The sequence below is a fragment of the Myxococcus llanfairpwllgwyngyllgogerychwyrndrobwllllantysiliogogogochensis genome, from assembly GCF_006636215.1.
Classification (GTDB): domain Bacteria; phylum Myxococcota; class Myxococcia; order Myxococcales; family Myxococcaceae; genus Myxococcus; species Myxococcus llanfairpwllgwyngyllgogerychwyrndrobwllllantysiliogogogochensis.
The window spans coordinates 1-11,468 of sequence record NZ_VIFM01000335.1; the positions used below are offsets into that span (position 1 = coordinate 1).

14 protein-coding genes are annotated in these 11,468 nt (G+C 69.1%); 2 read left to right on the top strand and 12 right to left on the bottom strand.

Going from position 1 to position 11,468, the window contains the following annotated elements:
• Window positions 1-19: 19 nt before the first annotated feature.
• The 9 genes from FJV41_RS44065 to FJV41_RS44105 form a co-directional block, all read right to left on the bottom strand.
• Window positions 20-316, bottom strand: a complete 297-nt coding sequence (locus FJV41_RS44065; RefSeq protein ID WP_141647208.1) for a hypothetical protein — start codon at window positions 314-316, stop codon at window positions 20-22.
• Window positions 317-459: 143 nt separating this feature from the next.
• Complete coding sequence (locus FJV41_RS44070; RefSeq protein ID WP_141648638.1) at window positions 460-897, bottom strand: hypothetical protein; 438 nt, start codon at window positions 895-897, stop codon at window positions 460-462.
• Between the two features lie 11 nt (window positions 898-908).
• Entirely contained in the window at window positions 909-2,819 is a 1,911-nt protein-coding gene (locus tag FJV41_RS44075) for a hypothetical protein (RefSeq protein WP_141648639.1), read from the bottom strand.
• Between the two features lie 165 nt (window positions 2,820-2,984).
• Entirely contained in the window at window positions 2,985-3,569 is a 585-nt protein-coding gene (locus FJV41_RS44080) for a hypothetical protein (RefSeq protein WP_141648640.1), read from the bottom strand.
• Window positions 3,570-3,656: 87 nt separating this feature from the next.
• Window positions 3,657-4,994, bottom strand: coding sequence for a phage tail protein (locus tag FJV41_RS44085; protein WP_141648641.1), 1,338 nt, complete (start codon window positions 4,992-4,994; stop codon window positions 3,657-3,659).
• 9 nt (window positions 4,995-5,003) lie between these two features.
• A complete protein-coding gene (locus tag FJV41_RS44090; RefSeq protein WP_141648642.1) occupies window positions 5,004-5,399 on the bottom strand; it encodes a hypothetical protein in 396 nt (131 codons plus the stop codon).
• Window positions 5,400-5,404: 5 nt separating this feature from the next.
• A complete protein-coding gene (locus FJV41_RS44095) occupies window positions 5,405-6,100 on the bottom strand; it encodes a hypothetical protein (protein ID WP_141648643.1) in 696 nt (231 codons plus the stop codon).
• A 7-nt stretch (window positions 6,101-6,107) separates the two neighbouring features.
• Window positions 6,108-6,635, bottom strand: coding sequence for a hypothetical protein (locus FJV41_RS44100; RefSeq protein WP_141648644.1), 528 nt, complete (start codon window positions 6,633-6,635; stop codon window positions 6,108-6,110).
• Window position 6,636: 1 nt separating this feature from the next.
• Window positions 6,637-8,166, bottom strand: a complete 1,530-nt coding sequence (locus tag FJV41_RS44105; protein ID WP_181791359.1) for a baseplate J/gp47 family protein — start codon at window positions 8,164-8,166, stop codon at window positions 6,637-6,639.
• A 116-nt stretch (window positions 8,167-8,282) separates the two neighbouring features.
• Between FJV41_RS44105 and FJV41_RS44110 the strand changes: the two genes are divergently transcribed.
• Window positions 8,283-8,837 carry an alpha/beta fold hydrolase gene (locus tag FJV41_RS44110; RefSeq protein ID WP_181791361.1) on the top strand — a complete coding sequence of 185 codons (555 nt, stop codon included), beginning with the start codon at window positions 8,283-8,285 and terminating at the stop codon, window positions 8,835-8,837.
• A gap of 165 nt (window positions 8,838-9,002) precedes the next feature.
• The gene (locus tag FJV41_RS44115; protein ID WP_141648647.1) at window positions 9,003-9,968 is read left to right on the top strand and encodes a CREC-EF hand family protein; all 966 of its coding nucleotides are present in this window, start codon (window positions 9,003-9,005) and stop codon (window positions 9,966-9,968) included.
• A 23-nt stretch (window positions 9,969-9,991) separates the two neighbouring features.
• Here FJV41_RS44115 and FJV41_RS54345 read toward each other — a convergent pair whose 3' ends face one another.
• From FJV41_RS54345 to FJV41_RS44130, 3 genes are all read right to left on the bottom strand, one after another.
• On the bottom strand, window positions 9,992-10,324 hold the full coding sequence (locus FJV41_RS54345; RefSeq protein WP_246137804.1) for a hypothetical protein: 333 nt from the start codon (window positions 10,322-10,324) through the stop codon (window positions 9,992-9,994).
• Between the two features lie 86 nt (window positions 10,325-10,410).
• The gene (locus FJV41_RS44125) at window positions 10,411-10,791 is read right to left on the bottom strand and encodes a GPW/gp25 family protein (RefSeq protein ID WP_141648648.1); all 381 of its coding nucleotides are present in this window, start codon (window positions 10,789-10,791) and stop codon (window positions 10,411-10,413) included.
• A 10-nt stretch (window positions 10,792-10,801) separates the two neighbouring features.
• Window positions 10,802-11,468: hypothetical protein (locus tag FJV41_RS44130; protein ID WP_246137805.1), on the bottom strand; the 667-nt coding region annotated here is incomplete at its 5' end.

Genomic DNA, 11,468 nt, shown 5'->3' on the forward strand with positions numbered 1-11,468 from the left:
GTTGCGCGCGTATGGCAAGTCATTGTGCGCTGGGGTTGCGGAGGTGCGCGAAGCACTCCAGGTCCATGGGGCGCGCGTCGTAATGGACGAAGCTGCTCTTGCCGCCCGGGAGAATGGGGGCGATGTCGAGGCAGTCAACCTCCGTGACACCACCGAGGCGCTCCAATGTCTCGTTGAGCCGGACGTAGAAGCCGGCATCGTCGGGGTCCGCATCCGGGCTGAGCCCGCCGTGTAGCACCGCGAAGATACGGACCTGCTGTCCCTTGAGGCCGGGAATCTCGTCGCCGATGTAGGTGGTGGAGCTGCCGATAACCATAGGTGTCTCCCTGGCGCGCAGTGGGGTGCGCGCGAAGACATACATGCTCTGTCTCCGAGACATAGCAAGTCGAGGAGAGAGGGATTCGGGCCGCTCGGGGCGCGGTGGGCGCGGGAGGGCTCGGTTTCGTTGGCAGTGTATGTCTATCGACAGGACTCCTCCGGGGCGCGGGGCTGCTCGTCGGGCGGCACCGCGATTCGGAGGCCCTGCGGAAACCAGCGCTCGCGATCCTCCTGCGACAGGGGCCGCACCACCACCTTGCCGGCACCGGCCCCCTTGGGCTTGAGCACCGTGTGCAGGCGCCCGCGCTGGACGAGCTCTGCGTGGAGGTGGCCGACGAGGAGTCGGTGCAGGTGGCCGAAGCTTCCTGGCGCCGGATGCTCCGGCTCGCTCTCGGCCGTGCGGAAGAGGAACTCGGTGGAGCGGCAGGCGGGACAGGGCGGCAGTTGGACGAGGCCGTCGTCTACGTCCTCCCGGCGGGCGACGCCCACTTCGAGGGCGTCGAGGGAGAGGCGATTGCCGCTGCCGCACCGGGCGCAGCGCTGAAGCACGTCTTCGGCGGTGACTTCGTGAATGGCCATGGGGAGCGTCCTCACGAGACAGCGGTGTACGAGCCGAACCAGTACGTCGCGGCGAGAGGTTGGAGGTTCTGGTGGCTGTAGAAGGCGAAGCCGTCTCTGTCCGGCACCATGACGGTGGGGTTGCCGACGAAGCTTCCGCTGGTGGCGTAGGGGCTTAGGGTGATGGAGGAGGGCGCGGTGGGAAAGCGACTGCGGAACGTCACCGAGCCGCCGCCGGACAGGCTGTCGTGAGCGACGGTGTCGCTGTTGCTGTACTGGAGGCCGAGCCGGCCCACCTCGCGCACGCTGCCCGTCAATTCGAAGGAGGTGTTGTTGGAAGCGCTATTCATGGGCAGGCGCCAGGTGCGCGTCCATGCGGAGAAGGTGGCAGTGACGCTCGCGTCGTGGAGGAACTCCGCCTCATTGCGCGAGAGGCGGAAGCCGCCCGCAGCAGCGCCGGTGGTGTCCCGGGCCCAGTCACTCCCATTCCAGGCGGCGTTGACGGTGAACCACACCGAGTCGCTGTCGGCGTAGAGACGCAGCCGCGCGGCTGCGCCGCCCGCGCCCTGGGTGTCGAGGAGAAGGACGCGACCGGTGCCCAGGACGGGCTGGAGGATGGCCTTGTGCTGGCCCGCCGACGTCTCGTTGCCGCGGAAGTGCCCGCCGCTAAAGGCCCCGAGGACTTCGGCGAGGGCGGCTTCCACGGTGCCAGCCGTGAGGAGGTCGCCCGTGTCCGCGACGGAGACGGCGGAGGCCGCGTGAGCCCCCGCTCCCTGGGTGACGTGCCCGTTGAGGAGGCCCAGCAGCGCGGCCACCTGCTGCCGCAGGCTGCTGGCGGGGAGGGCGTGGGGCGTCCCGGCCAGCGCGTCTCCTCCGACGCGAGACGCACCGGGGCTTCCGGCCGTCGTCTCTCCGAGGCGGGTGACGACCTCCTGGAGTTGAGCCTGCACGCTGGTGCTGCTGACGTAGCCATGCGGCGAAGCGCCGATGGCGCTGGCGTGGTGGGCCCCCGTGGCCGCGCCCTGGTGGGCGTTGACGAAGCCCAGCAGCGAGGAGAGCTGCGCGTCCACGGTGCCTGCCGGCAGGAGGTTGGGCGTGCCGGGCACCGCGTCCGCACCCACGCGGGAGGCGCCCGGTGTGCCAGCAGCGGCCGAGGAGAGCTTGTCCGCGACTTCGTCCACGGCCTCCTGCACGGTGGTGGAGGTGATGAAGCCGTGGGGCGCGTAGTCCACGGCACCAGCCCCGTGTCGCCGGGCGGCGCCGGAGAAGTGCCCGGCCAACTCGGCGTCCACCTCGTCCAGTGTCGCCTGCACCGTCTCCGTGCTGGGGCTCAGGACGTCCCAGGTGCCGCTCTCCACGGCCACCGAGGTGCCCCGGGCGAAGATGAAGGACTGCCGGCGAGAGGTGTCCAAGTCCGCGGCGAGAATCTGCGTCTGCCCGGGGCGCCGCCGGGCGTCACACAGCAGCAGCTCGTCGGGCTGGAGGGCGGGCTTGGGCGCCTGGCCGACGGGGCCCTCCGGCGCCTGGCGCACCACCAACTCGAAGGACTCGTCGCGGCGGAAGTACACCTGCTGGGAGTTGCCGTCCGTGCGCGGCTCCGACAGCAGGCGGGTGAAGCGCAGGAAGATGCCCAGCCACCGCTCGCTGCCGGAGGTGGAGACGTCGGTGGGAATGCCCGACAAGTCCACCGCGCAGTCCACCGTTTGCCCAGTGCCGACGAAGATGCGCTGGCCGAGGTTGTCGTACGCGCGGCCCGGGGCCGTCAGGTCGACGGAGAGGTTGGGCACGGGGGAGTGCGGCGCGGGCACTGCCCCGGAGATGACGCCGTGGACGCCCAAGTCCGAGGCGAGGTTTCGGTCCGCCTGCTCCAACTGCGCGAAGGCCAAGTCCAGCTCGGCCTCCGTCACCTTCTGCCTGAAGTGAAAGTCCAGCCGGTTGCTCATGCCTGCGCCCTCCAGAGGAAGGCAAAGGCATGGCGCGAGAAATCGGGGACATCGCAAGTACGACGGCGAAGGAGGTTCGTTCTAGCTCGTATCCATGCGGCTACGCGCTGGGCATCTGCTCAATGCCGCTGTCCTCCCCGGCTCGACCGCCAGGAGCCTTGCGGCTCAGCGCCCGTACTGGCGATTGAAGCACTCGGCTATCCACCGCTTCACCTCCTCTCTGTCATGAGGGGTGCGTGGGCTAAGAGAGGTGGTGCCAATCTTCTCCCGGAGGCGAGCCATCTCCGATGAGCAATCCCGGGTCTGCACCAGTGTTCCGCCCTCGAAGAGCAGTTCGTACACCCTGCGGAACTTCCACGCAGGGTGAAAGCCCATGTGCACATAGAGCTCCCGGACGAAGTCGGCCGCGAGGAGGAGCCCTCCGGTGAAAGGGACGGGGGCAGACAGATTGCGGTAGGCAATGCAGTGGAACTGCTCAGAGTAGACGGGGAGCTGCTCGAACAGGGACGGCCCCTTTCCGTGCCGAGCTGCTATTGCCGCCGGGGGCGGTAACCCAATGTGGAGTTGCTGGAGGCGCAGCGACTCGGCGATGACCTCGTAGGTGCACCAATAGCCGCGATAGCATGCCGTCGAAATCATCTCAGGGGCGAGGCCGTGCTGTGGAGGCTCGAAGAGGCCCTCGCCGCTGGCGGCGGCGAGGACGAACTCTTGTTCTCTGAAGATGAGGGTGTCGCTGATTTGTGCGGTCATGGTGCCTACAGGGTATGCGGGTGCCATTTCCTGACGACAACCCCCCGGTGCAGAGTGCCGCCCACCGTGGCACCAGATGGATGCCAATCAGTGCAGCGTCGTCGTCTCGCCCAACTCGCTGAGTCCCAGCTCCCAGTGCTCCGGGAGAATAGGCGGGAGGGGCTCCACCAAGTCCACGAAGTGGGTGTGCGCGGGCTTGAGGTACTCGACGAGGGTGCGCAGGCGCAGGCGCTCCGCGGGCGAGAGGAGACGCTCCACCTCGACGTTGAAGGCGTAGCGGGCGAAGCGCTCCGAGGGTCCCAGCACCCAGTCCACGCCCAGCTCGGACTCGCCCAGCACAAGGGTGTCCGAGGCGAAGGGGGAGATGGCCCTCACCTCAATTCCGAGGAAGAAGCGGATGGCGTTGCGCAGGCCCAGCGCGGTGCCCTTCTGCTGGTACATGTCCACGAGGATGGCGGCCAGGCGGCGCCGGGCGAGGACGTCCAGCTCGAAGGCGAAGGGGTTGCCCAAGTCCTGGAGGATTGCGTCGAGGAAGTCCTCCGGCGCGCGCTCCAGGTCGAAGATGTCGGGGAAGGCGTCCAAGTCAGAGAGGAGCAGGTCCGTCACCTCCTGGAGGCAGGAGATGAAGCGGTGCAGGTCGCCCGTCACATCGTCGCGGCGGTTGTGGCGGGGCAGCATGTCCCAGAGCTGGAAGCTCCGGGAGGGCGGCCGGGCTGGCCGGAAGCCAGGAAAGGTGGCGCGGTGGTAGGGGGCGAGCACCGGGTTGCCGCGCGCGTCCGTCACGCCCTCCACGCGCACTTCGTACACCACGTCCGGCGTCAGTTCCGTGTCGAGGACGAGGTGGACGAGGGGGCCTTCCGCCGCGGCCTCGAGGGAAGCGACTGGGACTGCGGGCGCGCCGCGAGGCGTGAAGGTGAAGCGCGCCGAGGGCGGCACCCGGACGGACTCGTCGAAGGCGAGGCGCACCGACTTCGGCGCCAGGGCCTGGGCGCCCACGAGACGGGGGGCCGTCCTGTCCTCCACGGCGAAGGTGTACGTCTCGTCGAGGAGGTGCGCGCCGCCTGCCGTGGCCGAGACGACGCGCACGGAGACGGAGGCCTGGCTGGCCAGCGGCACCGCCGGGTGCAGCACCATGCGCAACGTGTCCGCCGTCTGCGTCACCTCCGCCAGAGGCCCCGCGAAGGCGGGTGTCACCTCTGCGCTGGCGCCGCCCTCGAAGGCGAGGACTCCACCCACCCAGACGCGTGTGGCCGCCCGGGCGATGCCGTCCACGCCGACGTCCACCAGCTCCAGTTCCAGTACGGAGTCGACGGGGACGTCCTCCTCCCCTGGGCCCGGAGCGCGGTTGAGGAGGAGGGGGCGGCGCGTCTCGGCGAAGAGGGAGACGGTGTCGACGTAGAGGGTGGGCAGCTCAACCGTGGCCATGGCGACACCTCACGGGGAAACGAGCTCCAGGCGGACGCCTACCGCGTGGACGCCGGAGAGCTTCGAGACGTTGGCGGCCATGTCCCCGACGAGGCGCTCGCGGCCGGGGCGCCCGAGGCAGCGGGCGTACTTCACACCGTCGACGACGAGGGACGCCTCCCAGGCCAGGCCCGCCGGGGCACCTGGAGGCACACGGAGTCGCAAGACTGTGCGGACCAGGTCCACGCCGGTGACGTCTACCGCTTGCGCCACCTCGGCGAAGTCCCAAGGGGCCAGCTCGAAGCGGCGTCCAGGCTCCTCGTCGCCGAGGACGAAGAGGTACTCGCCCGAGGCGGGCGTGGCCTGCTGGGGCCGGATGCGTCCCTGACCCAGGCCGAGGCGACTGGTGAAGGCGGTGAGGGCCATGGGCTTCACGCCTGCCGGGACAACTCGAGCGAGTCGAAATAGGCGCGGCGCGTGACGTCCTTCACCGCGAAGCCGAAGCCGCCCCGGCCGGAGGTGAGGGGCTGGCTGCCGGAGTTGATGCCGAGAGCGTCGTCGATGAAGTCGGCCATGCCCGGCACGGGCTGCCAGTCGGGAGGCGTACCGAGCGGGTGCGCGGCCAGGTCGTTCCGGAGGGCCTTGAGGACGACGTCGCCGTTGGCGTTGACGACGACGTCCAGCCGCAGGTGTAGCCAGGTGCCCTGGGTGAAGCTGGCCGAGGACTTCAGCAGGACGCCGGGCCCATCCGCGCCGGGCAGGCCCGTGGCCACCGCGCCCTTGCGCAGCACCACCCGGTGCGGCTCGTCGTCGGAGAGGCCGAGGAGGTAGGCGCTGTCGTTGACGGAGGTGCCCTGCCCGCAGAGGAAGAGGAAGGGGGAGAAGCTGGTGGGGCCGCCGCCAGGCCCGCGCTGGAGGCAGCCGCGGATGCTGCCTCCCTTGGACATGGGGGCGAAGTCGGGGAGGTTGGCGAAGAGACCCACTGCGCCCTGCGCGGCAGTGAGGGAGTTGAAGGCGAAGAGGAAGTTGCCGCCGCCCGGGGGACGGGCAATGCCCGCCGTCACGCCCCTGTCCACGGTGGCGATGTCCAGTCCTCCGTTAAGGTAAGTCCAGTCTGCGAGTGCCATGGTGTCCTCACTGTGTGGCGGCCAGAGGCCACCCGGTGCCGAAGTCCTCGGTGGGCTGCGTCGTGTTGAAGAGGGCCCCGCGCGCCGTTACGTCCTCCCAGCGCCAGGCGTAGGTCTCGTTGGTGTGCCAGCGCTGCTCGAAGTCCTCCCGCGGCGAGTCGCTGAAGAGGCCCGACACGGAGGTGACGTCCGCCCAGTCCGCGAGGAAGGGCTCCTGGCCCCACGTCTCGACGACGTTCCCTTCGAAGCGGTGCGGGACGAGCTGCGCGGGCGGCAGCTCGAAGAGGAAGCCGTCGTTGCCCCAGCCTCGGGAGAAGTCCTCGAAGCCGTCGCGCTGGCCGAAGAAGGCGAGGGCGACGGAGACGTCGGAGAGGGCGGCGCGCCACACGTACCAGCGCTCGAAGTCCTCGCACGCCTCCTCCGGTGCACCGAAGCCCGCGAGGACCTCGAGGCGCGTCACCGTCGTCAGTGTCCAGTGGGCAGCCTCGCCGGGCCGAGCGCCCGTGTCCTCGAAACTGGGGTTGAGGAGAGGCATGTCAGAGGAGCCCTCCGGTGTCCCCGTCCTGGAGCGTGACGCTCCCCAGTACCGGCAGCTCCCTCACTGTCAGCTTCACGTCCGCAGGCAGGCCGTTGAGTGTCAGGTCCATTCGAGCGTCACCCAGCTTCCGCACTCCGGAGGCATCGCGAATGACGTTGAAGACGTCCGACCAGGCCACCTCTCCGGCCGGGAAGCCCTGGGCGTCCCGGTAGTTGAAGCCGAAGTCGATGCGCGGGTTGGGCGTGCCGTCCTGCTCGCTGACGCGGAAGTGGGCGGCGAGCGCCTGGCGGACGCGCATGGCGACGTCCTGGGCGGAAGCGCCCTGGCGCAGGAAGAGGCGGGTGGACACGTCCACGCGCCGGTACACCGGCTCCTGGACGCTGACCTGGAAGGTGAGGGTGCAGGGATAGACTTCGGTGACTTGCCGCAGCACCTGGGCCTTGAGCGCGGGCGTAGGGACTCCGCCGCCCTTGGGCACCACGTAGAGGATGCCTGCGTTCTCCGCGATGGTGGCGTCTTCGTTGGACGTCAGCATGAGGGCGCGGGCCACTCCGGGCAGGCGCCGGGCGTTGATTTCGAAGTCCTCGCGGGAGACGGTGCGCGTGAGGGCCCGGAGGCTCTCAGGGGCGAGCAGCTTCGCGGAGGCCACCGTCTGCCTGTCTGCGCCGCCGGAGGCAGGGGCGGCGTTGCTGACAGCCACCTGCACCGCGTGGCCGTGAGCGTCCCGAAAGCTGCCCTCCAACACGACGAGGCGGCCCGCGTCCACGTTGCCGGCCGCGCCGCCGCCCGTCTTGTACACGACCGCCACGGTGCCAGCGGGCGGCAGGCCGCTGGTGCCGTTTCCGAAGCGGACGGTGGCCCTGTCTCCCTGGTCCACCGAGACGAGGAAGTGGGCGTCGGAGGCGCGGGAGTTGAGGAAGGTGTCCACCTCGATGAAGGCGCCCTGGGCGGTGGACACGCGGGCGGAGCCGTCGAGGTAGGGGGCGAAGTCCAGGTGCGCCTCGAAGTCGGCGAGGCCGCGGGAATCGAAGAGCTGGGTGTGCGTCTTCGAGTGCTCAGCCACAGCGAGGACGCGCGGCGGGTTGGCGCCGGCCGGAATGGTGACGGACGAGAGGAGCTGGAAGCGGACGGCCTCTGTCACCTCCTGCGTGCGGACGACAATGCCGGCGGGGAAGGTGACAGGGGCTGCGGGAGGCTGGGCGACGCGCAGCTCCACCTCGGCCGTGGCCGCCTGGGCACCATGAAGCCGGTAGCCCAGCATGCGCGCCAGGGCGATGACGTTGCGGCGCTGGGTGGCCGTGGAGAGGCGCGACTCACGGGCGAGGTTGTCCTGGTAGAAGCCGAGGACGTCGCCGATGAAGGCGTGCATCTCCAGCAGGACGTTGCCGAAGCTGGCGACGTCGAAGTCCGTCCAGTCCAGGAAGACGCTCTTCACGAGCGCCATGAGGCGCGCGCGCAGGGCGTCGAAGTCGCGGTGGGTGTAGTCGGTGGACGCTGGAAGAAGTGGCACGTCGGCGAAGGCCTCCACCGGGAGACAAAGGCCTTTGGCCCACTTCTTCAGGGGACATGGGGACAGCGCCTCGGGCCGGCCTTGCGCTATGCACGCAGGGTTGGTGCTCTGGTGCTCGGCCTAGGCTGTGTCTGGTGGACAGCATCTGTTGCGACGCGTGGCCGCTGAGCCTGATGTCGTTGCTGGGGATGCCGGCAGTGATGCGGCGGCTGGCGACGGAGCGGGTGGGGCGGCTCTTGCGGCTGGCGTTGCGGTGGAAGGGCTTCGAGACGGCGCCGCCGGACGGGCTGGTGGAGGGGTTGCTTGCGCCGTACGTGACGGTGGTGGGGTTGGTATCGCTGGTTCGCGACGCGGTGGCGCTGAACACCAACCAGACGCGGGAACTGGCGCCGAGGCTGGGACACGTGAGCGTGCCGACGCTGCTGCTATGGGGCGAGGAGGACGGGTTGTTGCCGACGCGATATGGCGAGCGGCTGGCGTGGGACATCCCCGGCGCGCGGTGGGCGCAGGTGCCGGACGCGCGGCACTTCGTGATGTGGGACGTGCCGCACGCGGTGGCGATGGAGCTGTTCCGGTTCCTGGAGCAGGAGATGCCGGTGGTGGGCGGGCAGGGGGCGCGGACCCTCCGGAGGACCGAGCGCGCGGAGACGGAGGTGCTGTTCGACAGCGACGCGCCCGTGCCCGCGTGAGCGCGGGCGGAGTTCGTGGGGGCTGAAGGACCCGGACTGCAGGTCCGACGCGTTTTGTAGGGTGCGGCCTACAACCCAGGGAGCGGGTCGCTCGTCTTTTCGCGACCTTGGCGTTGGTATGTGTCTTGCCTTGGTGTGGGCCCGTCCCTCACGCAGGAGCAGGCCATGAGCATAGGAAGCGCTACCTCCATCAAGCGGTTCATCAACCAGCCGAAGACCGAGGAGAAGTTGCCCACGCCGCGTTGCCAGCCGGACGCGTCCAAGCCCTCCCCCATCCAGACCCTGGGCGGCTCCCCGAGCAGCTTCGAGTCCCAGAAGCCGAAGTCGCCGACGAACATCAAGCCCGATCCGACCGGCGCCATTGGCCCCACCGGCCCGATGACCGAGGCGCAGAAGTACGACTATTACAAGTCGATCATCGAGCAGAAGGGTGACTTCGACAGCGGCACGGACAAGCGCAACCTGCTCGCCTTCCGCTCCCCCACCGCCTACGACGCCAACTACGGCAAGGGGAGCTACGACGACACGATGGTCATGCTGTGGAAGGACAAGGACGGCAACAAGCACGTCAAGACCTACCACGCCAACACCGAGCCGAGCGCATGGATCGAAGACCACGCGAACGACGTGGACGGCGACGGGCGAGGGGACCCCGCCCGCATCCCCGAGGGGCAGTATCAGTACGAGTTCGACAAGAGTTCACCCGAGGTGGGTGGCGAGAAGGTGGGCCTCTTCAAGGCGGTGGGGGAGAAGCCTTGGTGGGGTTTCGGCCAGGTTGAGAACAGCCCGTTCGCGGTCGACCGCGATACCAAGCACGATGGCTCGTTCTCGACCTCGACCGGGAGCAAGAAGGATGGAGGCTGGAACGTCCAGATTCACGCCGCGCACGAGGGCGACGACTTCTGGGCGAAGAGCGGTGTGGGGAGCGCGGGCTGCGTCTCGGTTCCCAACTCGGAGTTCAAGCAACTGCTGGCCGACATGGGCGACGAGAAGGACTTCAAGTTCACGGTCGTCAACCAGTCGAGCGGTCTGGTCCCGGTCGACGCGCCGCCGACCCCGCTCAACATCCCTCCCGCGCCGTCGTGGGCGAAGGACGCGTGGGAGAAGCGGAAGCGCGAACTAGGGATGTAACGTGCTCCACGGCACACTCCACCTCAGGGGCTGTGCCGAATCGAGCCCGGAGCCAGCGGGCCCCGGCGCACGGTTGCGTGGATTCGGACGCCGTGCGCCTCGGGCCCGAAGCCCGTCATTGGGGCTCGCGCCCGGACCGCCGACGCGGCGTGCTGGTTGTGGACCTCGCGCGCCAGGGGCATGAGGCGAATGCCGGAGGGATGCTGGCAGGCAATCTTCACTGCTTCCTCTTGGAGTTGTCGGATGGGGAGCCGCCTGACTTCGCCTCGTGCGTTGTAAAAGCAGATGTGGCCGCCGGCTTCCCACCAGTGCAGGGTGAAGTCCTTGCCATCCATGTGTTTCAATTGTCGGCTCATTGGGTGAGGCGCTCCGATTGAGGTGAGCCATACAGCCCTTGCGTGCGCGGCGAAGTCCACTTGTATGCGTGGGATTGGAACGCCACTCAGCCAGGAAGTGGCGCCTCCAAGTCTGCTGTCGTGTCACCCTCGCGCACGCGTACACGAAGCGTCAGTGCGGCTGCGTCCTGCTCGACGCGGACCTGCACGAGCTGAACGCCAGGTAGCCAGCGCGCGAGCGCGTCACGGACGTACACGCGCGCCAGTTCCGCCAGCACCGTATCGTTGCGCTGGTGGCGAAGGCGCGAGAGGCCCGCGCCGAAGCTGGTGCGCCAGGGCAGCTCGCCGGTGGAGTGGGGCGTGGCGCCCTCCGTCAGTAGTACCTGCCGCACCTTCGAGGCGAGCAGCTCGGCTCCAGAGCCAGAGGCAAAGTCGCGCTTCCTGTCTCTGCGGAATGGGGCGAGGAGGTTCTGGGGCTCTCGACTCATGACGTCCTCCTCACGGAACCGGGATGGCCGCGCGCACCTGCTGCAGCGTGCGGACTATGGCGTCGAGGGGCGCAACGGCTTCTTCCAGCGCGCTGCCCTCAAGGCTGGAGAAATCCGGCACCTGGGGGCCTCCCACCAGGCCGAGGAGGACGTTGAGGAGGGCCATGAGCTGGGAGAGGGCGGCCAGGGCCTTGCCGACGTTGACGGCCTCCTGGGCGACGTTGGCCTCCGCGCAGCCGGCCACCGCGAGGAGTCCCGCGTCTGCAAGCTGGGCGGCGCGCAGTCGGGCCCGTGACACACTCGACAGGCGCAGCTGCAGGTGGAGGAGCTGGCCACGGGCATGGCCAAGCTCGCCCAGGACGATGTCGATGACGCCCACCACGGTGAATGGCACCGAGAGCTGGGGGACGAGGCGGAGCAGCTTGGACACCTTCTCGGCCAGCTTCGGCAGGGCCGCGGCGATGGCTGTCGGGTCCGGCGGAGGCCCCAGCGCGTCAGGTATCGCCTTCACGACTTCAACGAGGGCCAGCACCGCGCCGATGATGTCGAAGAGGGGCGTGAGCGGCGCGAGAGCCGGCTGGACGGCCTGCAGGAGCTGGTGATGCTGCAAGGTGGCGCCGCCGGGCAGGGTGAGGGTGGGCGCCTCGGGCAGCGGGGGGATGTGGACGCAGATGGGC

What these genes read in the sequence shown, in the direction of transcription:
- FJV41_RS44095 (WP_141648643.1), bottom strand. Translation starts at nt 6,100, where the DNA reads ATGGCACTCGCAGACTGGACTTACCTTAACGGAGGACTGGACATCGCC.
- FJV41_RS44075 (WP_141648639.1), bottom strand. Translation starts at nt 2,819, where the DNA reads ATGAGCAACCGGCTGGACTTTCACTTCAGGCAGAAGGTGACGGAGGCC.
- FJV41_RS44100 (WP_141648644.1), bottom strand. Translation starts at nt 6,635, where the DNA reads ATGCCTCTCCTCAACCCCAGTTTCGAGGACACGGGCGCTCGGCCCGGC.
- FJV41_RS54345 (WP_246137804.1), bottom strand. Translation starts at nt 10,324, where the DNA reads ATGAGCCGACAATTGAAACACATGGATGGCAAGGACTTCACCCTGCAC.
- FJV41_RS44090 (WP_141648642.1), bottom strand. Translation starts at nt 5,399, where the DNA reads ATGGCCCTCACCGCCTTCACCAGTCGCCTCGGCCTGGGTCAGGGACGC.
- FJV41_RS44125 (WP_141648648.1), bottom strand. Translation starts at nt 10,791, where the DNA reads ATGAGTCGAGAGCCCCAGAACCTCCTCGCCCCATTCCGCAGAGACAGG.
- FJV41_RS44070 (WP_141648638.1), bottom strand. Translation starts at nt 897, where the DNA reads ATGGCCATTCACGAAGTCACCGCCGAAGACGTGCTTCAGCGCTGCGCC.
- FJV41_RS44115 (WP_141648647.1), top strand. Translation starts at nt 9,003, where the DNA reads ATGAGCATAGGAAGCGCTACCTCCATCAAGCGGTTCATCAACCAGCCG.
- FJV41_RS44065 (WP_141647208.1), bottom strand. Translation starts at nt 316, where the DNA reads ATGGTTATCGGCAGCTCCACCACCTACATCGGCGACGAGATTCCCGGC.
- FJV41_RS44080 (WP_141648640.1), bottom strand. Translation starts at nt 3,569, where the DNA reads ATGACCGCACAAATCAGCGACACCCTCATCTTCAGAGAACAAGAGTTC.
- FJV41_RS44085 (WP_141648641.1), bottom strand. Translation starts at nt 4,994, where the DNA reads ATGGCCACGGTTGAGCTGCCCACCCTCTACGTCGACACCGTCTCCCTC.